This window comes from Pseudomonas sp. CFBP 13710 (genome assembly GCF_014842235.1).
Classification (GTDB): domain Bacteria; phylum Pseudomonadota; class Gammaproteobacteria; order Pseudomonadales; family Pseudomonadaceae; genus Aquipseudomonas; species Aquipseudomonas baltica.
Map to the genome: position 1 here is coordinate 198813 of NZ_JACYVJ010000003.1, position 19480 is coordinate 218292.

Annotated in this window: 19 protein-coding genes and 1 tRNA gene; 14 read left to right on the forward strand and 6 right to left on the reverse strand. The window is 62.8% G+C overall.

From position 1 onward, the window contains the following. The first annotated feature begins 109 nt into the window (after positions 1–109). The 5 genes from IFT44_RS09365 to phrB all read left to right on the forward strand — a co-directional run bounded on the left by IFT44_RS09365 (position 110) and on the right by phrB (position 4728). Positions 110–1084: an NAD(P)/FAD-dependent oxidoreductase gene (locus IFT44_RS09365; RefSeq protein WP_342214280.1), complete on the forward strand. Its 975-nt coding sequence runs from the start codon at positions 110–112 to the stop codon at positions 1082–1084. Beyond that, positions 1081–1305 carry a TIGR02450 family Trp-rich protein gene (locus IFT44_RS09370; RefSeq protein WP_122475217.1) on the forward strand — a complete coding sequence of 75 codons (225 nt, stop codon included), beginning with the start codon at positions 1081–1083 and terminating at the stop codon, positions 1303–1305. The genes IFT44_RS09365 and IFT44_RS09370 overlap by 4 nt, the downstream gene beginning before the upstream one ends. A 117-nt stretch (positions 1306–1422) precedes the next feature. Continuing rightward, positions 1423–2385: a YbgA family protein gene (locus IFT44_RS09375; RefSeq protein ID WP_192175800.1), complete on the forward strand. Its 963-nt coding sequence runs from the start codon at positions 1423–1425 to the stop codon at positions 2383–2385. Then, the gene (locus tag IFT44_RS09380; RefSeq protein WP_192175801.1) at positions 2375–3286 is read left to right on the forward strand and encodes a MerR family transcriptional regulator; all 912 of its coding nucleotides are present in this window, start codon (positions 2375–2377) and stop codon (positions 3284–3286) included. The genes IFT44_RS09375 and IFT44_RS09380 overlap by 11 nt, the downstream gene beginning before the upstream one ends. Positions 3287–3306: 20 nt before the next feature. Then, the gene (gene phrB / locus IFT44_RS09385) at positions 3307–4728 is read left to right on the forward strand and encodes a deoxyribodipyrimidine photo-lyase (RefSeq protein ID WP_192175802.1); all 1422 of its coding nucleotides are present in this window, start codon (positions 3307–3309) and stop codon (positions 4726–4728) included. Between the two features lie 72 nt (positions 4729–4800). Here phrB and IFT44_RS09390 read toward each other — a convergent pair whose 3' ends face one another. The 6 genes from IFT44_RS09390 to hemA all read right to left on the reverse strand — a co-directional run bounded on the left by IFT44_RS09390 (position 4801) and on the right by hemA (position 10158). Next, positions 4801–5319 carry an acyloxyacyl hydrolase gene (locus IFT44_RS09390; RefSeq protein WP_192054703.1) on the reverse strand — a complete coding sequence of 173 codons (519 nt, stop codon included), beginning with the start codon at positions 5317–5319 and terminating at the stop codon, positions 4801–4803. Between the two features lie 115 nt (positions 5320–5434). Continuing rightward, positions 5435–6226: a glutamate racemase gene (murI, locus tag IFT44_RS09395; RefSeq protein ID WP_122475224.1), complete on the reverse strand. Its 792-nt coding sequence runs from the start codon at positions 6224–6226 to the stop codon at positions 5435–5437. Continuing rightward, positions 6219–6974 carry a molybdopterin-synthase adenylyltransferase MoeB gene (locus IFT44_RS09400; protein WP_192175803.1) on the reverse strand — a complete coding sequence of 252 codons (756 nt, stop codon included), beginning with the start codon at positions 6972–6974 and terminating at the stop codon, positions 6219–6221. The genes murI and IFT44_RS09400 overlap by 8 nt, the downstream gene beginning before the upstream one ends. Further along, positions 6968–7798, reverse strand: a complete 831-nt coding sequence (gene prmC / locus IFT44_RS09405) for a peptide chain release factor N(5)-glutamine methyltransferase (protein WP_192175804.1) — start codon at positions 7796–7798, stop codon at positions 6968–6970. Before prmC ends, IFT44_RS09400 begins: the two co-directional genes overlap by 7 nt. Before the next feature lie 3 nt (positions 7799–7801). Beyond that, on the reverse strand, positions 7802–8884 hold the full coding sequence (gene prfA / locus IFT44_RS09410) for a peptide chain release factor 1 (RefSeq protein WP_122475230.1): 1083 nt from the start codon (positions 8882–8884) through the stop codon (positions 7802–7804). Next, positions 8881–10158: a glutamyl-tRNA reductase gene (gene hemA / locus IFT44_RS09415; protein ID WP_122475232.1), complete on the reverse strand. Its 1278-nt coding sequence runs from the start codon at positions 10156–10158 to the stop codon at positions 8881–8883. Before hemA ends, prfA begins: the two co-directional genes overlap by 4 nt. A 164-nt stretch (positions 10159–10322) precedes the next feature. Here hemA and IFT44_RS09420 point away from each other — a divergent pair, with 164 nt between their 5' ends. The 9 genes from IFT44_RS09420 (at position 10323) to IFT44_RS09460 (ending at position 19475) form a co-directional block, all read left to right on the forward strand. Further along, positions 10323–12050 (forward strand): tetratricopeptide repeat protein, encoded by a 1728-nt coding sequence (locus tag IFT44_RS09420; RefSeq protein ID WP_122475234.1) that lies wholly within the window; start codon positions 10323–10325, stop codon positions 12048–12050. Between the two features lie 27 nt (positions 12051–12077). Next, entirely contained in the window at positions 12078–12692 is a 615-nt protein-coding gene (gene lolB / locus IFT44_RS09425) for a lipoprotein insertase outer membrane protein LolB (RefSeq protein ID WP_192175891.1), read from the forward strand. Between the two features lie 19 nt (positions 12693–12711). Then, a complete protein-coding gene (gene ispE / locus IFT44_RS09430; protein WP_185795007.1) occupies positions 12712–13557 on the forward strand; it encodes a 4-(cytidine 5'-diphospho)-2-C-methyl-D-erythritol kinase in 846 nt (281 codons plus the stop codon). Between the two features lie 39 nt (positions 13558–13596). Continuing rightward, positions 13597–13671, forward strand: a tRNA-Gln gene (locus IFT44_RS09435). Between the two features lie 47 nt (positions 13672–13718). Further along, positions 13719–14660, forward strand: coding sequence for a ribose-phosphate pyrophosphokinase (locus IFT44_RS09440; RefSeq protein WP_043192909.1), 942 nt, complete (start codon positions 13719–13721; stop codon positions 14658–14660). 138 nt (positions 14661–14798) lie between these two features. Then, the gene (locus tag IFT44_RS09445) at positions 14799–15404 is read left to right on the forward strand and encodes a 50S ribosomal protein L25/general stress protein Ctc (protein WP_122475235.1); all 606 of its coding nucleotides are present in this window, start codon (positions 14799–14801) and stop codon (positions 15402–15404) included. Positions 15405–15477: 73 nt separating this feature from the next. Continuing rightward, positions 15478–16062 carry an aminoacyl-tRNA hydrolase gene (pth, locus tag IFT44_RS09450; protein WP_043192904.1) on the forward strand — a complete coding sequence of 195 codons (585 nt, stop codon included), beginning with the start codon at positions 15478–15480 and terminating at the stop codon, positions 16060–16062. Between the two features lie 21 nt (positions 16063–16083). Then, positions 16084–17184: a redox-regulated ATPase YchF gene (gene ychF, locus IFT44_RS09455; protein WP_122475237.1), complete on the forward strand. Its 1101-nt coding sequence runs from the start codon at positions 16084–16086 to the stop codon at positions 17182–17184. A gap of 218 nt (positions 17185–17402) precedes the next feature. Continuing rightward, positions 17403–19475 carry a putative bifunctional diguanylate cyclase/phosphodiesterase gene (locus IFT44_RS09460; RefSeq protein WP_192137724.1) on the forward strand — a complete coding sequence of 691 codons (2073 nt, stop codon included), beginning with the start codon at positions 17403–17405 and terminating at the stop codon, positions 19473–19475. Positions 19476–19480 lie beyond the last annotated feature (5 nt).

The window sequence follows — 19480 nt, forward strand, 5'->3', positions numbered from 1 at the left end:
GTGTGCATAGCGCTTACGAAGCTGTTACGAGGGCACTATGAGTTTACCTACGCCGAGTTTACCTACGCCGACTTCATCTACGACGACTGGACCTGCAGCGACCGTATCCATTGCAATCATCGGTACTGGCATGGCCGGCCTCTCCGCTGCCCAGGCGTTGCATAAGGCTGGCCATGCCGTGCAGTTGTTCGACAAGGCGCGCGGTGTGGGCGGCCGCATGTCCAGCAAACGCAGCGAGGTCGGTTCCATCGATCTGGGCGCGCAGTATTTCACTGCCCGCGACCGGCGCTTCGTGGCGCAGGTCCAGCAATGGCAGGCCGAAGGTTGCGTGCAGCCGTGGTCGCCGTCGCTGTACAACGCCAAGCAGGGTCGCCTCAGCCCGTCGCCGGACGAGCAGGTACGTTGGGTCGGCGCACCACGCATGAGCGCCATTGCCAAGACCATGGCCGTCGACCTGCCTGCCGCTTTTTCCTGCCGCATCGCCGAGGTGTTCAAGGGCGAGGAATTCTGGGAGCTGCTGGATGCAGAGGGCACCAGCCATGGCCCCTTCAGCCACGTCGTGCTTGCTGTGCCGGCGCCCCAGGCCACGGCGCTGCTGGCCAGTGCGCCCAAGCTCGCCACGCAGGTGGCCGGGGTCAAGATGGACCCTACCTGGTCGGTGGCGCTGAGTTTCGCTACGCCGCTGGACACGCCGATGCAGGGCTGCTTCGTGCAGGACAGTGCACTGGACTGGCTGGCGCGAAGCGGCAGCAAGCCCGGCCGTGACGACAGCAGCGACACCTGGGTACTGCACGCCACCAGCTCGTGGAGCAAACAGCACATCGACCTGTCCCGCGAGGCAGTGATCGAACAGCTGCATGGCGCCTTCGCCGAGCTGGTGAACTGCCCGATGCCTGCGCCAAGCTTCAGCATCGCCCATCGCTGGCTCTACGCGCGCCCGGCTCAGCCCCATGAATGGGGTGCGCTGGCCGACCCCGACCTGGGCCTGTACGTGTGCGGCGACTGGTGCCTGTCAGGCCGCGTCGAAGGCGCCTGGCTCAGTGGCCAGGAAGCCGCGCGGCGCCTGCTCGAGCACCTGCAATGAATGCCCGGCATCGGCTCAATCCGCGCAAGTTGTTGCTGTCGAAATGGACCGCCGTGCGCCCGCTGAACCGGGAAAAGCATTTCCTGGTCAGCGAAGTGTTCTGCGATGACGAAGGCGTCGTGCTGGAGGTCGAGCTGCAGGCGGTTCTCACGCACCGTGCCGAGCGCATGCCCTGGCAGGCTTTGCAGGATATGCAGAACTGGAAAATGGGCTGGCAATGACACCCTGCCAAGAGCTGTATTTCTGTACAAAGCATTTGACCTGTACAAATACGGACCTAAGATGAAACTATGCTGTACAGCGTTGTCAGTATGTACAGGTTTCAGAAGAGGTCCGTCATGCAAGAGCCCAGCGTCAGCAAACCCAAGATCGGAATCAGCGCCTGCCTGCTCGGCGCACCCGTGCGCTACAACGCCGGGCACAAGGAATCGCGCTGGTGCAGTCGGATCCTGGTCGAGCATTTCGAGTTCGTCCCGGTCTGCCCCGAGGTCGCCATCGGCCTGGGTACGCCGCGCGAGCCGATTCGCCTGGTCGGCGACAAGGATCACACCCAGGCCGTGGGTACCGTACACCCCGATATCAACGTCACCGCGCCCCTGGCCGCCTACGGCGAGCGGATGGCCGGCGAGCTGACCGATCTTTGTGGCTACATCTTCATGCAGAAGTCGCCGTCCTGTGGCCTGGAGCGGGTGAAGATCTATCGAGACAACGGCGCTCCCCAGCGCGAGGGTGGCCGAGGCATCTATGCCCAGGCGTTCTGTGCGCGCCACCCCGATCTGCCAGTGGAAGAGGAAGGTCGCCTGTGCGATCCGGTGCTGCGGGAAAACTTCCTCGTGCGCGTCGGCGCCTATGCCCAGTGGCAAGCGCTGCTGGCGGACGGCTTGACGCGCCGCGCCCTGACCGAATTCCACTCGCGCTTCAAATACCAGCTGATGGCCAACAACCCGCTGCAGTACAAGGTTCTGGGCAAGTTGCTGGGCAGCATGGGCCGCGGCGATGCCGCGCAGATCGGCCCGCAGTATTTCAGTGAGCTGATGCAGGCGCTCAAGCGCTGCGCCACCCGCGGCACCCACAGCAATGTGCTGCAGCACATCAGCGGCTACCTCAAGCGCGACATCGATGCGCAGGACAAGCAAGAACTGCAACAACTGATCAATCAGTACCGCGAGGGCATTGTGCCGCTGGTGGTGCCGATGACGCTGCTCAAGCACCTGTTCCGCGTCCATCCGGACCCATACATCGCCCAGCAGACCTACCTGCAGCCGCACCCGGAAAACCTGAGCTTGCGCAATGCCATCTGATGCCAATGGCACCGACTGGCTGCCGATCCGCGAAGTCACCCGGCAAACCGGCGTGCACCCAGTCACCCTGCGGGCCTGGGAGCGGCGCTACGGCCTGATCGTGCCTCACCGCACCGCCAAGGGCCATCGCCTGTACGACGCCGCGCAGATCGCACGGATCCAGCACGTGCTGACCTGGCTCAACCGGGGCGTGGCCGTCAGCCAGGTGAAGCAACTGCTCGACGCTCCTCGCGATGCCCGGCCGCAAGTCCAGAGCGATTGGCAGCAGCTGCGCCAGACATTGATCCAGGCCATCGCCGACATGGCCGAGCGTCAACTGGATGATCTGTTCAATCAAGCGATGGCCCTGTATCCACCCGCCACCCTGTGCGAGCACTTGCTGCTGCCGCTGCTGACCGATCTGGAGCAGCGCTGGGCCGGCCAGTTCGGCGCGCAGATGCAGCGGGTGTTCTTCCATGGCTGGCTGCGCAGCAAACTGGGTGCGCGCCTCTATCACAACAATCGCCAGCTGAACGGCGCGCCCGTGGTGTTGGTCAATCAGGCCGACGTCACTCCGGACAGTTACCTGTGGCTCGGCGCCTGGCTGATCAGCAGCAGCGATTGCCCGGTGCAGGTGTTCGACGCGCCGCTGCCGGCGGGTGAGCTAGCCCTGGCCTGCGACAAGCTTCAGGCACGCGCTCTGGTGCTGTACGCCGACAAGGCCCTCAACCTCGCGACGCTGAGGCGGCTGCTGGTCGGTTGCACGTGCCCCAAATGGCTGGTGGGCTCGGCCGTGCTCATTCACCGCGCCGCCGCAGGCGACGGCCCTTCCCCCATTGCCGATCTGCACCTGGCGACCGATCCGTTGCACGCCCAGCAGTTGCTGCAGGCGTCTGGCGTGCTGGCCGACCGGCAACCCTGAATTCGAATGACGAGGCTTTCATGCAATTGATCTGGCTGCGCAGCGACCTGCGAGTGCACGACAACCCCGCCCTGGCGGCCGCCTGCGAGCAGGGCCCGACCCTGGCCGTGTTCCTGCTGAGCCCCAAGCAATGGCTGGAGCACGACGACTCACCGAACAAGGTCGACTTCTGGCTGCGCAATCTCAAGGAACTGAGCGCCAGCCTCAAGGCCCTGCACATCCCCCTGTTGCTGCGTGAAGCCGATACCTGGGACAAGGCACCGAAGGTCATCAGCGCGCTCTGCGCCGAGCACAAGATCGAGGCCGTGCATTGCAACGACGAGTTCGGTGTCAACGAGAACCGCCGCGACGAGGCAGTAGGAGCGGCCCTGGCCAAGGTGGACATTCCCCTGCACCGTTATCTGGATCAGGCGCTGTTCAAGCCCGGCAGCGTACTGACCAAAGGCGGCACTTATTTCCAGGTCTTCAGCCAGTTCCGCAAGGTCTGTTACGAACGCCTGCACCAGTCCGTCCCGGCGCTGGTGAAAAAGCCCCGCGCGCAGAAACCGGTGCACATTGCCGCCGACGCAGTGCCCGATCAGGTGAAGGGCTTCGCCGTCCCCGACAAGGCGCTGATCAAGCTCTGGCCGGCCGGTGAGGAAGAGGCGCACAAGCGCCTGGACACCTTCACCGACCAACCGATCGAAGACTACAAGGTCGAGCGCGATCTACCGGCCCACCCTGGGACCAGCCAGATATCCGCCTACCTGACTTCCGGCGTGGTTTCTCCACGCCAGTGCCTGCATGCGGCGCTCAACAGCAATCGCGGTGAGTTCGAGAGCGGCAACGTCGGCGCCGTGACCTGGATCGGCGAGTTGATCTGGCGCGAGTTCTACCGGCACATCATGGTGGGCTATCCGCGCGTCTCGATGCACCGGCCGTTTCGCGAGGAGTACGCCGCCCTGCCCTGGCGCAAGGCGCCCAGCGAGTTGCAGGCGTGGAAAGAAGGACGCACCGGCATCCCCATCGTCGATGCAGCCATGCGTCAACTGGTGTCCACCGGCTGGATGCATAACCGCCTGCGCATGGTTACCGCCATGTTCCTGAGCAAGAACCTGCTGATCGACTGGCGCGAGGGCGAGCGTTTCTTCATGCAGCACCTGATCGACGGCGACCTGTGCTCCAACAACGGCGGCTGGCAGTGGAGTGCATCCACGGGTACCGATTCGGTGCCCTATTTCCGGATCTTCAACCCGGTGAGCCAATCGCAGCGTTTCGACGAGCAAGGCGTGTTTCTCAAGCAATGGTTGCCCGAGCTGGAAGGGTTGGATCGCAAGCAGGTCCATGCGCCGTCAGGTGACGCACTCAAGCAGAGCGACTATCCCCGGCCGATCGTGGATCTGAAGGAAGGACGCGCACGCGCCTTGGCGGCATTCAAGAACCTGCCACGCAAAGCCAAATAGGAAAGAAGGATTGCAGCAATCGCGGGCAGAGAACCCTGCCCGCGCGACGGCCAATGCTGGCCGAGGGACAGCTTACAGCGGCATGCGGTAGTTCAGGGTGTAGGCTTCGATACCATCGTTTGGCTCTTTGATGCCGGCGTTGGAGTAGTGGATCGCTCTCACACCCAGCTCATGACCGCCACCGAAGCGCAAACCGAAGCCGATACGGTCTTCGAAGTTGAACGAGGAACCCAGCTTGTTGCCTTCGATCTGCGTGTGCGCGAAGGCGGCGACACCGATGCCGGCCTCGATGTAGGGCTTGATCGAACCGCCGCCGAATTCGTAGACGAATACTGGCGCGAACGACAGGCTGTGGTTGTCCTTGAAGTCCTTGCCATCCCAGTAGGTATAGCCGGCATCCCAGTAGCCGGTCAGGCGACCGACGTCGGTCTGGAACCAGCTCTTGTCCCAGTTGGATTGCAAGCCAATGCGATAGACCTGGGACGATTCGCCCGTTTCGCCCGCGGAAAACGATAGGTCGGCCGCGTTCGCGGTCACCGATTGCCCCAACATCAAAGCCGCAAGCGCAGCCAAACTGAACAGTCTCTTCATGAGAAACATCCTACCGAATGCAGTTGTAAGAATTTTTGTCGAAAAAATGGACATGCTATGGAATCGGAGTTGGAACGTAAGTTCAGTGTTACACCCCGTTTTTTTCACATTTTTTTTACAACGTGAATACTTGCACATTGTCAGAAAATTTCCACAGCTTCGGTAGGACATTTCGAAAAATATCTACCGATCCGCTGGTCCAGAACTGCGCAGGCCGCGCCGGCCCGTCAGCCAGCTGGTTTCCGGCACTCAGCAATCGCTGTAGCTGACGCGCTACTGCGGCGCCAGTATCGACCAGCGCCACGTGGGCCGGGACCATGGTGGCCAACAGGGGCTTGAGGAACGGATAGTGCGTGCAGCCCAGAATAAGGGTATCGCAGCCAGCGTCCAGTAACGGTTGCACGTACCCCTGCAGCAACAGACGCAGCGCCGGACTGTCCAGATCGCCGGTTTCGATCAGTTCGACCAGTCCGGGACACGGCTGGGTGATGACCTGCACTTCGTTGGCAAAACGATCGAGCAGTGCCACGAATTTGGCGCTGCGCAGGGTGCCGGTGGTGGCCAGCACACCGACGACACCACTGCGGGTCGCTGCCGCGGCAGGTTTGACCGCTGGCTCCATGCCAACGATGGGCCAGTCGGGATAGCGTTGACGCAGATCCGCCACCGCAGCGACCGTGGCCGTGTTGCAGGCCAGCACCAATGCCTTGGCGCCCTGGCCGTGAAAAAAATGCGCAACCTTGGCACAACGCTCGCGGATGAATTCGCTGGATTTCTCGCCGTACGGAATGTGCCCGGTGTCGGCCACGTACAGCAGCGATTCGCAAGGCAGCAGCCGTTCGATTTCGCCAAGCACCGACAAGCCGCCGACGCCGGAATCGAACACGCCGACAGGCGCTTCAGACATGTCGGGCGCTGCAGACCGGGCACTTGGGATCGCGCTTGACCCGCATTTCGCGGAAATGGGTGCCCAGTGCGTCGATCAACAGCAGCCGACCGACCAGCACATCGCCGAACTGCGCCAGCAGCTTCAACGCCTCCAGCGCCTGCAGGCTGCCTACCAGCCCCACCAGCGGACCCACCACGCCGGCTTCGCTGCAAGTCAGCTCGGCATCGCTGCCCTCGCCGTACAGGCAGTGATAGCAGGGGCTTTCCGGACGCCGTGGGTCGAACACCGACAACTGCCCTTCCAGGCGGATCGCGGCACCACTGACCAGCGGTTTGCCGGCGGCAAAGCAGGCGGCATTCACCGCGTGGCGCGTGGCGAAGTTGTCGGAACAGTCGAGCACCAGGTCGACGGCAGCAACCGCTGCACTGAGCGAGTCTTCATCCAGCGCGGTGCGGTGCGCCACCAGGGCGATTTCGGGGTTGATCGCACCCAGCCGGGCAATGGCCGAATCGACTTTGCTCACCCCGACCGAGGCGCTGTCGTGCAGGACCTGGCGTTGCAGGTTGGTCACATCGACCGTATCGAAGTCCGCCAGATGCAGCTCGCCGACGCCCGCGGCAGCCAGGTACAGTGCCACCGGCGAGCCCAACCCACCCAAGCCGACGATCAGTGCCCGGCTGCCCTTGAGCCTCAGCTGGCCCTGGATGTCGACCTGCGACAGCAGCACCTGCCGGCTGTAGCGCAGCAGCTCCTGATCGGTCAGCACAGCAACCGCCCCAGCGTGATGCGCTCGTGACCGCCGAGATCGATGCGGCTTTCGATCTGCTCGAAATCATGCTGAGCCAGCAGCTCACGCACCACTGGCGCCTGGTCGTAGCCGTGTTCGAGCAGCAGCCAGCCGCCCGGGTGCAGGTGCGCGGGTGCCTGGCCGATGATCAGGCGCAGGTCGTCTAGGCCGTCTTCGCCGGCCACCAGTGCACTGGCGGGCTCGAAGCGCACGTCGCCGGCACGCAGATGAGGGTCGGCACTGGCGATGTACGGCGGGTTGCTGACGATCAGGTCGAAACGCTCGTCCTGCAGGGCGCTGAACCAGTGGCTCTCGAGCACCCGGGCATTGCCCAGGTTCAGGCGCACCCGGTTGCGCTCGGCCAGGGCCACTGCTTCGGCGACGCGGTCGACTGCGGTGACTTGCCAGGCACTGCATTCGCCGGCCAGGGCCAAGGCAATCGCTCCCGTACCCGTGCCCAGATCCAGTACTCGCGCCGAGCTGGCCGGCAGCAATTGCAGCGCAGCCTCTACCAGCAGCTCGGTTTCGGGACGCGGAATCAATGTGTGCGAGGCCACTTCCAGGTCGAGCTTCCAGAACCCTTGCTGGCCCAGGATATAGGCAACCGGCTCGCCCGCCTGGCGACGCTTTATGAAGACGGCGAAGGCATTGGCGGCATCGCTGGGCACGATGCGCTCGGGCCAGGTGTGCAGGTAGCTGCGCGATTTGCCCAGCGCCGCAGCCAGCAGGAGCTCGATATCCAGGCGCGCGGTCGGGGAATCGGGCAGTTCGACGGCGCGCAACAGACTGGCAATGATGGTCATGTTCTATTCACCCAACGCGGCCAACTGATCGGCCTGGTATTCAGCCAGAAGCGGCTCTATCACTGCATCGACGCCGCCGGCCAGCACTTCATCCAGACAGTACAAGGTCAGGTTGACACGATGGTCGGTTACCCGGCCCTGCGGAAAATTGTAGGTGCGGATGCGCTCGGAACGGTCGCCCGAACCAACCAGCAGCTTGCGCTCGCTGGCGATGGCATTGGCTGCCGCGCTGCTTTGCATGTCGTTGAGCTTGGCTGACAGCCAGCTCATGGCACGGGCGCGGTTCTTGTGCTGCGAGCGTTCTTCCTGACATTCCACCACGATGCCGGTCGGCAGGTGAGTGATGCGGATCGCTGAGTCGGTCTTGTTGACGTGCTGGCCACCGGCACCGGAGGACCGGTAGGTGTCCACGCGCAGATCGGCCGGGTTGATCTCGATGGCCACCTGCTCGTCCGGTTCCGGCAACACGGCCACCGTGCAGGCCGAGGTGTGGATGCGGCCCTGGGATTCGGTTTCCGGCACGCGCTGGACACGGTGCGCGCCGGACTCGAACTTGAGCTTGCCGTAGACGCTGTCGCCTTCGACGCGGGCGATGACTTCCTTGTAGCCGCCATGCTCGCCTTCGTTTTCGGAAAGAATCTCCAGGCGCCAGCCACGGCGTTCCGCATAGCGCGAATACATGCGGAACAGATCGCCGGAAAAGATCGCCGCTTCATCGCCGCCGGTACCGGCGCGGATCTCGAGGAAAACGTTGCGACCGTCGTTGGGGTCCTTGGGCAGCAGCATGCGCTGCAGCGCGCCCTCCAGTTGCACCAACTGCTCGCGGGCTTCGCGCACTTCCTCGGCAGCCATCTCGCGCATGTCCGGGTCGTTGTCCTTGAGCAACGCCTGTGCGCCCTCCAGGTCAGCCTGCACCTTGGCCCATTGCTGGTAACCCAGCACCACGGGCTCGACTTCGGCGTATTCCCTGGAATAGGCGCGGAAGCGGGTTTGCTCGGAAATGACTTCAGCGTCGCCCAGCAAGGCGGTCAGTTCCTCGAATCGGTCCTGGAGCGTGTCCAGCTTGTTGAGCAGTGACGCTTTCATTGCGGCGGTTTATCCGTTGAGCCCTCATCGAGGGCAAAGAGTTCCTGGGCCATGGCCAGCGCATCGACGCGGCCTTCGGCAGAGAGCTTTTTCATGTGCACGCTGGGTGCGTGCAGCAACTTGTTGGTCAGGCCCCGGGCCAATTGCGCAAGCACCTCTTCGGCGTTGCCGCCGTTGGCCAGCAGGCGCATGGCCTTCTGCAGCTCCTCGTCGCGCAGGCGCTCGCCCTGCTGGCGGTAGGCCTTGAGCACGTCCACCGCCGCCAGCTCGCGCAGGCGCAGCATGAAATCGTCGGCACCCACGCTTACCAGTTCTTCGGCGGCCTGGGCGGCACCCTGGCGGGTTTTCAGGTTCTCGGCAACCACTTCATGCAGGTCGTCGACGGTATAGAGGTAGACGTCGTCCAGCTCGCCGACCTCGGGTTCGATGTCGCGCGGCACGGCAATATCGACCATGAAGATGGGCTTGTGCTTGCGCAGTTTCAGCGCGCTCTCGACCGCGCCCTTGCCCAGGATCGGCAACTGGCTGGCGGTGGAGCTGATGACGATGTCGCTGTTGACCAGCTCCTGGGGAATATCGGAAAGCAGCACGGCATGGGCGCCGAACTGCGCAGCCAGGGTACTGGCGCGCTCCAGGGTGCGGTTGGCCACCACGATGCGCTTGACCCCCTGCTCGTGCAGGTGACGTGCGACCAGGGTGATGGTTTCGCCGGCGCCGATCAGCAAGGCCTGGCTGCGCGCCAGGTCGCTGAAGATCTGCTTGGCCAGGCTGACGGCGGCAAACGCCACCGAAACCGGGTTCTCGCCGATTGCGGTGTCGGTGCGCACCTGCTTGGCAGCGCTGAAGGTCGCCTGGAACAGACGCCCCAGCAGCGGCCCGATGGTGCCGGCCTCGCGGGCCACGGCGTAGGCGGATTTCATCTGCCCGAGAATCTGCGGCTCGCCCAGCACCAGCGAATCGAGCCCGGACGCCACGCGCATCATGTGACGAACAGCCGCATCTTCTTCGTGCACATAAGCGCTCGCGCGCAGCTCTTCCACACTCAAACGGTGGTAATCGGCCAGCCAGCGCAGCACGGCATCGGCAGCCAGGTGATCCTGTTCGATGTACAGCTCGCTGCGGTTGCAGGTCGAGAGGATCGCGGCCTCACGGCTGTCGGTCAGCCGGCAAAGCTGCTGCAGGGCCTCTACCAGCTGCTCCGGGGTAAACGCCACGCGCTCGCGCACGTCTACCGAAGCAGTCTTATGGTTGATACCGAGGGCGAGAAAGGCCATTCAAGGTCGCTGATGATGTCGAGAAGCCGGTAATTGTCCTACTTCGTCCGGCCCAGAACAACCACCGCTATCTATTGTCCTAATAGGCAACCTCGAGTTATGGGTTTGACCTGTGGCTTGTGTCATGATGATCCGACCGCAGGTAAGCCGCCAAAATCCCCTCTATGAATAGAACCTCCACGTTGCTCCTCGCCTTCGCCTTGCTGCAGGGCTGCCAGTCATGGCCACCCAAAGAGCAGGCGACTCCGGTTCCCGTGGCGCAGCCGGCGCCTGCGCCGGACGAGACGCCCAAGGTCTACGGCTCGTTCAGCGAGGAAACCGTGTTCAGCCTGCTCAGTGCAGAGTTGGCCGGGCAGCGTGATCGCTTCGATCTTGCCCTGGGCAACTACGTGACCCAGGCCCGCAAGACGCAGGATCCGGGCATTGCCGAACGCGCTTTCCGCATCGCCGAATACCTGGGCGCCGATCAGCCAGCGCTGGAGACCGCGCAGTTGTGGGCGAAAAACGCCCCCGCCGACCTCGACGCGCAGCGTGCTGCTGCCATCCAGTTGGCGCGCAATGGTAAGTACGACGAGTCGCTGGTGTACATGGAGAAGGTCCTGCAGGGCCAGGGTGACACCCATTTCGACTTTCTTGCGCTGTCGGCGGCCGACACCGACGAAAGTACCCGGCGCGGCTTGCTGCAAAGTTTCGATCGCCTGCTGGGCAAGTACCCCGGCAACGGCCAGCTGATCTTCGGCAAGGCCTTGCTGATGCAACAGGATGGCAATACCGAAGGCGCCCTGGCGTTGCTGGAAGGCAATCCACCCCAGGAAGGTGAAATCGCCCCCATCCTGCTGCGCGCCCGTCTGCTCGCCGCGCTGGATCGCGGCAGCGAAGCCATGCCACTGCTGGAAAAAAACCTCAAGAAAATCCCCGACGACAAGCGTCTGCGCCTGACCTATGCGCGCATGCTGGTCGAACAGAACCGCATGGACGACGCCAAGCTGCAGTTCGCGATTCTCGTTCAGCAATACCCGGACGACGACGAACTGCGCTATTCGCTGGCCCTGGTGTGCCTCGAAGGCAAGGCCTGGGACGAAGCCTACAATTACCTCCAGCAACTGGTGGAGCGCGGCAGCCACGTCGACTCCGCACACCTGAACCTGGGCCGCATCGCCGAAGAACGCGGCGATCCACAGACAGCGCTCGATGAGTACGCCCAGGTGGATGTCGGTACCGACTACCTGCCCGCCCAGCTGCGTCAAGCCGATATCCTGATCGCCAACGGCCGCGCCGACGAGGCTTCACGGCGCCTGGCCGAGGCACGCGATGCCCAGCCCGACTACGCAATCCAGCTGTACCTGATCGAAGCCGAAACCCTGGCCAACAACGACAAGACCCAAGCCGCCTGGCTGGTGCTGCAGAACGCCATCAAACAGAATCCGGACGATCTGAACCTGCTGTACACACGGTCGATGCTGGCTGAAAAGCGTAACGACCTGGTACAGATGGAAAAGGACCTGCGGGCCATTCTGGCCCGCGAGCCGGACAATGCCATGGCGCTCAATGCCCTGGGCTACACGCTGTCCGACCGCACCACTCGCTTCGAAGAGGCCCGCACCCTGATCGAGCGGGCCCACCAGATCAACCCCGAAGATCCAGCCGTGCTGGACAGCCTGGGGTGGGTCAATTACCGACTGGGCAACCTCGACGCCGCCGAGCGCTATCTGCGCGACGCGCTGGAACGCTTTCCCGACCACGAAGTGGCCGCCCACCTGGGCGAAGTGCTGTGGGCCAGCGGCAAGCAGCGCGAGGCGCGCAAAATCTGGGGCAAGGCCCTGCAAGAACAACCCGACAGCCCTGTCCTGCGCAGCACCATCCTGCGCCTGACCGGTTCAGAGAATCTTTAATCCATGTCTTTGCGTCCTACCTCCTACATGATGCGTCACCTGCTGGTTGCCACTTTCATCGCCGTGCTCACCGGATGCGCCGGCATGGGCTCCCACGAAGCCCTGCAGGGTCAGGGCAACCCGCAACAGTGGCAAGTGCACAAACAGCAACTCACCCAGCTCGACGGTTGGGAGATCAACGGCAAGATCGGCATCCGTGCGCCCAAGGACTCCGGTTCCGGCACCCTGTACTGGCTGCAGCGTCAGGATTACTACGACATCCGCCTGTCCGGCCCTCTGGGGCGCGGTGCGGCGCGCCTGACCGGACGCCCGGGCGATGTCAGCCTGGAGGTGGCCAATCAGGGCCGCTACCAGGCCGCTACCCCCGAAGAACTGCTCGAACAGCAACTGGGCTGGAAACTGCCGGTTTCGCACCTGTCCTGGTGGGTCCGCGGCCTGCCGGCCCCCGACAGCAAGAGCCAACTGACGCTGGATGGCGACAGCCGCCTCGCGGGACTTTCCCAGGACGGCTGGAAAGTCGAATACCTGAGCTACACCGAACAGAATGGCTACTGGCTGCCCGAGCGGATCAAGCTGCATGGCCAGGACCTGGACGTGACCCTGGTGGTCAAGGATTGGCAGCCGCGCCGGCTGGGGCAGTGACATGAGCGCAGGCACTTCCATGAACCCCGTACTGACCCTGCCCGCGCCGGCCAAGCTCAACCTGATGCTGCACATCCTCGGCCGGCGCGCGGATGGTTATCACGAGCTGCAAACGCTGTTCCAGTTTCTCGACCACGGTGATGAGCTGGATTTCGCCCTTCGCGACGACGGCGTGGTGTGCCTGCACACCCAGATAGCCGACGTGCCCCACGACAGCAACCTCATCGTCAAGGCCGCGCGGCAGCTGCAGGCACTGACCGGTACGGCGCTGGGCGCCGATATCTGGTTGCGCAAGGTACTGCCCATGGGCGGTGGTATCGGCGGTGGCAGCTCCGATGCCGCCACCACCCTGCTCGCCCTGAACCACCTCTGGCAGACCGGCTGCAGTGAAGATCAGCTCGCGCAGCTGGGGCTTTCCCTGGGCGCCGATGTGCCGGTGTTCGTGCGCGGCCATGCGGCGTTCGCCGAAGGCGTGGGCGAGAAACTGACCCCGGTCGAACTGCCACAGCCCTGGTATCTCGTGCTTGTACCGCAAGTCTCTGTAAGTACAGCGGAAATTTTTTCGGATCCGTTGTTGACACGTGACTCGGCGCCCATTAAAGTGCGCCCCGTTCTTGAGGGAAACAGTCGTAATGACTGCCAGCCAGTAGTAGAGCGTCGTTACCCTGATGTACGTAACGCACTGAATTTGCTTGGCAAATTCACTGAAGCTCGGCTAACAGGCACTGGAAGTTGTGTGTTTGGGGCCTTCCCAAGCAAAGCGGAAGCTGATAGAGTTTCGCACCTTCTTGCAGACACCCTTACAGGGTTCGTGGCCAAGGGAAGCAACGTTTCGATGTTGCATCGCAAGCTGCAGAGTCTGTAACAGGAAACGAGTGCTGGGCACTCGGAAGTTTCAAGCTACAGGGGCGTCGCCAAGCGGTAAGGCAGCAGGTTTTGATCCTGCCATGCGTTGGTTCGAATCCAGCCGCCCCTGCCATTTTCCTATACTCATCCAGGTATACCCTCAGCCGGCAGGTACTGCGCGTGTCCAAGATGATGGTCTTTGCGGGGAATTCAAACCCCGATCTGGCTCGACGCGTTGTGCGTCAGCTGCATATCCCTCTCGGTGATGTCTCCGTCAGCAAGTTTTCCGATGGTGAAATCAGCACCGAGATCAATGAAAACGTTCGCGGTAAAGACGTCTTCATTATCCAGCCTACATGTGCGCCGACCAACGACAACCTGATGGAACTGGTGCTGATGGCCGATGCCTTCCGCCGCTCCTCGGCTTCGCGAATCACCGCCGTGATCCCCTACTTCGGTTACGCTCGTCAAGACCGCCGTCCGCGCTCTGCCCGTGTGGCAATCAGCGCCAAGGTCGTCGCCGACATGCTGACCGTGGTGGGCATCGACCGTGTCCTCACCGTCGACCTTCACGCCGACCAGATTCAAGGCTTCTTCGATATCCCGGTCGATAACATCTACGGTTCTCCGGTTCTGGTGGACGATATCGAAGACCAGCGCTTCGAGAACCTGATGATCGTTTCCCCCGACATCGGTGGCGTGGTGCGTGCACGCGCCGTGGCCAAGTCGCTGGGCGTCGACCTGGGCATCATCGACAAGCGTCGCGAGAAGGCCAACCACTCCGAAGTGATGCACATCATCGGTGATGTCGAAGGCCGTACCTGCATCCTGGTCGACGACATGGTCGATACCGCCGGCACTCTGTGCCATGCGGCCAAGGCCCTGAAAGAACATGGCGCGGCCAAGGTGTTCGCCTATTGCACCCACCCGGTCCTGTCGGGGCGTGCGATCGAGAACATCGAGAAATCCGTGCTGGACGAGCTGGTGGTGACCAACACCATCCCGCTCTCCGCAGCCGCACAAGCCTGCGGGCGTATCCGTCAACTGGATATCGCCCCGGTTGTTGCCGAAGCGATGCGTCGCATCAGCAACGAAGAATCGATCAGCGCGATGTTCCGCTGAGGGCCCTGCCCTTCGCGAACACCGTTCTGACGAAAAGCGCCCCGGCCCGACACTCTTGTCGGGCCGGGGCTTTTTTGCCCGTATCGCCTTGGCGCTGGTCGCAAACGCTGGGCGAACGTGGTTATTTTGGAGAAACACATGAACGATTTCACTTTGAATGCCGAAGCGCGTTCCGACCTGGGGAAAGGTGCGAGCCGCCGCCTGCGTCGTCTCGCCAGCCTGGTACCAGCTGTTGTCTACGGTGGCGAAAAAGCCCCTGAGTCGATCAGCATGCTGGCCAAGGAAGTTGCCAAGCTGCTCGAAAACGAGGCTGCCTTCAGCCACGTGATCGAACTGAACGTTGGTGGCACCAAGCAGAACGTCCTGATCAAGGCACTGCAGCGTCACCCAGCCAAGGGTCACGTCCTGCACGCTGACTTCGTACGCGTGATCGCCGGCCAGAAACTGACCGCCATCGTGCCTCTGCACTTCATGAACCAGGAACCGGCTGTCAAGAAAGGCGGCGAGATCTCGCACACCGAGACCGAGCTGGAAGTGACCTGCCTGCCGAAAGACCTGCCTGAGTTCATCGAAGTCGACATGGCTGACGCTGAAATCGGCACCATCATCCACCTGTCCGACCTCAAGGCTCCGCAAGGCGTCGAGTTCGTCGCACTGGCTCATGGTACCGACCTGGCAGTTGCCAACGTCCACGCTCCGCGTATCGTTGCCGACGAAGAAACCGAAGAAGGCGCTGCCGAGTAATCTTACTCGCACGCCGAGCTGTGGATGACACCCTCGGGTGGCGTCCACGACTCGACAAGGAAGAGCCCCTGCCGTGACCGCCATACAACTGATCGTTGGCCTGGGTAACCCCGGCCCCGAATACGAACAGACCCGGCATAACGCAGGGGCTCTTTTCGTTGAGCGCATCGCCCAGGCACACCGTGTGAACCTGGTAGCCGATCGCAAGTATTTCGGCCTGACGGCGCGTTTCAGCCATCAGGGCCATGACGTTCGTCTGTTGATCCCCACCACCTACATGAACCGCAGCGGTCAATCCGTCGCAGCGATGGCGAATTTCTTTCGCATACCGCCGCAAGCGATCCTGGTGGCCCACGACGAACTCGACCTGCCCCCCGGCGTCGCCAAGCTCAAACTGGGCGGCGGGCACGGCGGGCACAACGGCCTGCGCGACATCATCGCGCAGCTCGGCAATGACAATGGCTTTCACCGTCTGCGGCTTGGCATCGGCCACCCGGGTGACAGCAAGTTGGTGTCCAATTTCGTTCTTGGCCGCGCCCCGCGCGCCGAACAGGAAAAGCTGGATGCCAGTATCGATTTTGCCCTCGGTGTGCTGCCGGATATCTTCGCCGGCGAGTGGAATCGCGCGATGAAAAACCTGCACAGCCAAAAGGCCTGACTCTTCGAAGAGGGATTCACCATGGGATTCAACTGCGGCATCGTCGGCCTGCCCAACGTCGGCAAGTCCACCCTGTTCAACGCCTTGACCAAATCCGGGATCGCGGCCGAGAACTTTCCGTTCTGCACCATCGAGCCCAACAGCGGCATCGTGCCGATGCCCGATGCGCGCCTGGAAGCACTGGCTGCCATCGTCAATCCCAAGCGCGTGCTGCCCACCACCATGGAGTTCGTCGACATCGCGGGCCTCGTGGCCGGCGCTTCGAAAGGTGAAGGGCTGGGCAACAAGTTCCTCGCCAACATCCGCGAAACCGACGCCATCGCCCACGTGGTGCGCTGCTTCGAAGACGAGAACGTGATCCACGTTTCCAACAGCGTCGACCCCAAGCGCGACATCGAGATCATCGACCTTGAGCTGATTTTCGCCGACCTCGACAGCTGCGAGAAGCAACTGCAGAAGGTTGCGCGCAACGCCAAGGGTGGCGACAAGGACGCGGTGGTGCAAAAGGGCCTGCTGGAGCAGTTGATTGCCCATTTCACCCTGGGCAAACCGGCCCGCAGCCTGATGCGCACCATGGGCAACGACGAGAAGGCGGTCGTGCGCGGCTTCCATCTGTTGACCACCAAGCCGGTCATGTACATCGCCAACGTTGCCGAAGACGGCTTCGAGAACAACCCGCTGCTGGACGTGGTACGGGTGATTGCCGAAGAAGAAGGCGCGATCGTGGTGCCGGTGTGCAACAAGATCGAAGCCGAAATCGCCGAGCTCGACGACGGCGAAGAGAAGGACATGTTCCTCGAGGCCCTGGGCCTGGAAGAGCCCGGCCTGAACCGGGTGATCCGCGCCGGCTACGAACTGCTCAACCTGCAGACCTACTTCACCGCCGGCGTCGAGGAAGTCCGCGCCTGGACCGTGAAGATCGGCGCCACCGCGCCACAGGCCGCCGGTGTGATCCACACCGACTTCGAAAAAGGCTTCATTCGCGCGGAAGTCATCGCCTACAACGACTTCATCCAGTACAACGGCGAAGCCGGTACCAAGGAAGCAGGCAAATGGCGCCTGGAAGGCAAGGAATACATCGTCAAGGACGGTGATGTGATGCACTTCCGCTTCAACGTCTGAGCCGACCCGCTACACCGCCTCACGCGCCCCTCGAAAGCCCCGTCATCGCCCTGCGATGCGGGGCTTTTTGCATTCAGGCTCCAAGGGCCGCCACGCGCTAAAGATAGCGCATGGCCAGCCGACAACCTGTGGACCAGACACGTGCACGGGTTACCGCGCCCTGGTGACCACCCGCTGCCCTCGACCGCGCCGTAGTTTCCCCTAGCAGACGCCACCCCATGAACGAAAATTCCGATGTGATGTACAGGCTGCTCGTACAGGGCGTGGTGGATTATGCGATCTACATGCTCTCGCCGCAGGGGATCGTTTCGAATTGGAATGCCGGGGCGCAGCGGGCCAAGGGGTATCGTGCGGAGGAGATCGTCGGACAGCATTTTTCGTGCTTCTACACCCCCGCGGACCGCGCCTGTGGCTTGCCGGCGCAGAGCCTGGCGACGGCGCTGGAGGCGGGGCGTTTCGAATGCGAAGGCCAGCGGGTGCGCAAGGACGGCACGCTGTTCTGGACCCATGTAGTGATCGAGCCCATCCATGACGACAGGGGCCAGTTGCTCGGCTTCGCCAAGGTCACGCGCGACATCAGCGAGAAGCGTGCGCGGGACTTGAGCCTGCTGGAAGCCAAGCGCCTGGCGGAAAGTCACAGCGCCGAAATGGCCTCGTTGTCGATGTTTCTCGATTCGGTCATCGCCAATATTCCGTCCAGCGTGATCGTGCAGGACGCCGTATCGCGGCAGATCCTGCTGGTGAATCTGCAGGCTGAGCGGCTGTTCGGCAATGCCCGTGAGCAGATGATCGGTCGGCAGCTGGAAGAGTGCCTGGCGCCGGCGTTGAGCGGTTATCTGCGCCGGTTGACCGACCAGTGCGTGCGTACCGAGGGATTGCACCATGCCCAGAGCCAGCAGCACACCCTGCTGGGCCTGCGGACCTTGCGCAGCAAGACGGTGACCATACGCGGCAAGGAACTGGGCAGCAGTTACGTGCTGCTGATCGTGGAAGACATCACCGACGAAAACGCTGCCCAGGCGCGCATTCGCCACATGGCTCACCACGACAGCCTGACCGGGCTGCCCAATCGGGCGCTGTTCCGCCAACGTCTCGAAGAGGCCTTGCGTGAAGACGCCAGCCGCGACCGCGTGACGGCGACCCTGTGCCTGGACCTGGACAACTTCAAGAACGTCAACGATGCCCTGGGCCATGAGTTCGGCGACCGTCTGCTGCGCGCCATCGCCACGCGCCTGCGCGACGTGCTGCGGGTCAAGGACACGTTGGCGCGCCTGGGCGGCGACGAGTTCGCGGTGATCCTGCCCGAACTCAAGAACGGCGAAGACGCGCAGCTCACCGCGCAACGCCTGATCGACACCATCGAGCCGGCTTTCCTGATCGAGGGGCACAGCCTCTGCGTGGGCTTGAGCGTGGGCATTGCGCTGGCGCCCAGGGATCAGAACACGCCCGAAGAATTGCTGCGCTGCGCCGACATGGCCCTGTACGAGGCCAAGCGCAACGGCCGCCATCGCTACGAATACTTTCATCCACGCATGGATGCCTTGGCGCAGAAGCGCCGCACAGTGGAAAGCGATCTGCGTCAGGCCATCGTCGACAAACAGCTGCATCTGTATTACCAACCCATCATCGACAAGCGCGACACGCAGATCATTGGCTATGAGGCACTGATGCGTTGGCAGCATCCGCAACATGGCATGATCATGCCGCTGGATTTCATCGCCATCGCCGAAGAAACCGGGCTGATTCACGAGCTGGGTGCGCTGGCTTTGCGCGAAGCCTGCCACGAAGCTCAACGCTGGCCTGGCGAGCTGACCGTGGCGGTCAACCTGTCGCCGGTGCAGTTTCGCAACAATGGCCTGGTGGAGCTGGTGCAGGCAGCGTTGAGCGAGTCGGGCCTGGACGCCGCACGGCTGGAGCTGGAGATCACCGAATCGGTGCTGCTGGACAACAACCAGGCCAACATCAGTATCCTGCAGCGCTTGAAAGCCCTGGGTGTGCGCATCGCCCTGGACGATTTCGGCACTGGGTATTCGTCCCTCAGCTACCTGCGCGCATTTGCCTTCGACAAGATCAAGATCGACAAGTCGTTCGTGCACGACATGGGCGACAGCAACGAAGCCATCGCCATCATCCGCGCGATCACCGGCATGGGCCGCAGCCTGCAGATGCAGGTCACGGCCGAGGGCGTGGAAAGCGACGAGCAGTTCATGCGGCTCAAGGCCGAAGGCTGCTCGCATTTCCAGGGCTACCTGTTCGGTCGCCCGCAGCCAGCCGAGCACCGCGCCCGCTAGCGCTG

Bases quoted from the DNA above. Each gene is read 5' to 3' on its own strand.
- IFT44_RS09370 (WP_122475217.1), top strand. From the start codon at position 1,081: ATGAATGCCCGGCATCGGCTCAATCCGCGCAAGTTGTTGCTGTCGAAA.
- IFT44_RS09375 (WP_192175800.1), top strand. From the start codon at position 1,423: ATGCAAGAGCCCAGCGTCAGCAAACCCAAGATCGGAATCAGCGCCTGC.
- IFT44_RS09380 (WP_192175801.1), top strand. From the start codon at position 2,375: ATGCCATCTGATGCCAATGGCACCGACTGGCTGCCGATCCGCGAAGTC.
- phrB (WP_192175802.1), top strand. From the start codon at position 3,307: ATGCAATTGATCTGGCTGCGCAGCGACCTGCGAGTGCACGACAACCCC.
- IFT44_RS09390 (WP_192054703.1), bottom strand. From the start codon at position 5,319: ATGAAGAGACTGTTCAGTTTGGCTGCGCTTGCGGCTTTGATGTTGGGG.
- murI (WP_122475224.1), bottom strand. From the start codon at position 6,226: ATGTCTGAAGCGCCTGTCGGCGTGTTCGATTCCGGCGTCGGCGGCTTG.
- prmC (WP_192175804.1), bottom strand. From the start codon at position 7,798: ATGACCATCATTGCCAGTCTGTTGCGCGCCGTCGAACTGCCCGATTCC.
- prfA (WP_122475230.1), bottom strand. From the start codon at position 8,884: ATGAAAGCGTCACTGCTCAACAAGCTGGACACGCTCCAGGACCGATTC.
- hemA (WP_122475232.1), bottom strand. From the start codon at position 10,158: ATGGCCTTTCTCGCCCTCGGTATCAACCATAAGACTGCTTCGGTAGAC.
- IFT44_RS09420 (WP_122475234.1), top strand. From the start codon at position 10,323: ATGAATAGAACCTCCACGTTGCTCCTCGCCTTCGCCTTGCTGCAGGGC.
- lolB (WP_192175891.1), top strand. From the start codon at position 12,078: ATGATGCGTCACCTGCTGGTTGCCACTTTCATCGCCGTGCTCACCGGA.
- ispE (WP_185795007.1), top strand. From the start codon at position 12,712: ATGAACCCCGTACTGACCCTGCCCGCGCCGGCCAAGCTCAACCTGATG.
- IFT44_RS09445 (WP_122475235.1), top strand. From the start codon at position 14,799: ATGAACGATTTCACTTTGAATGCCGAAGCGCGTTCCGACCTGGGGAAA.
- ychF (WP_122475237.1), top strand. From the start codon at position 16,084: ATGGGATTCAACTGCGGCATCGTCGGCCTGCCCAACGTCGGCAAGTCC.
- IFT44_RS09460 (WP_192137724.1), top strand. From the start codon at position 17,403: ATGAACGAAAATTCCGATGTGATGTACAGGCTGCTCGTACAGGGCGTG.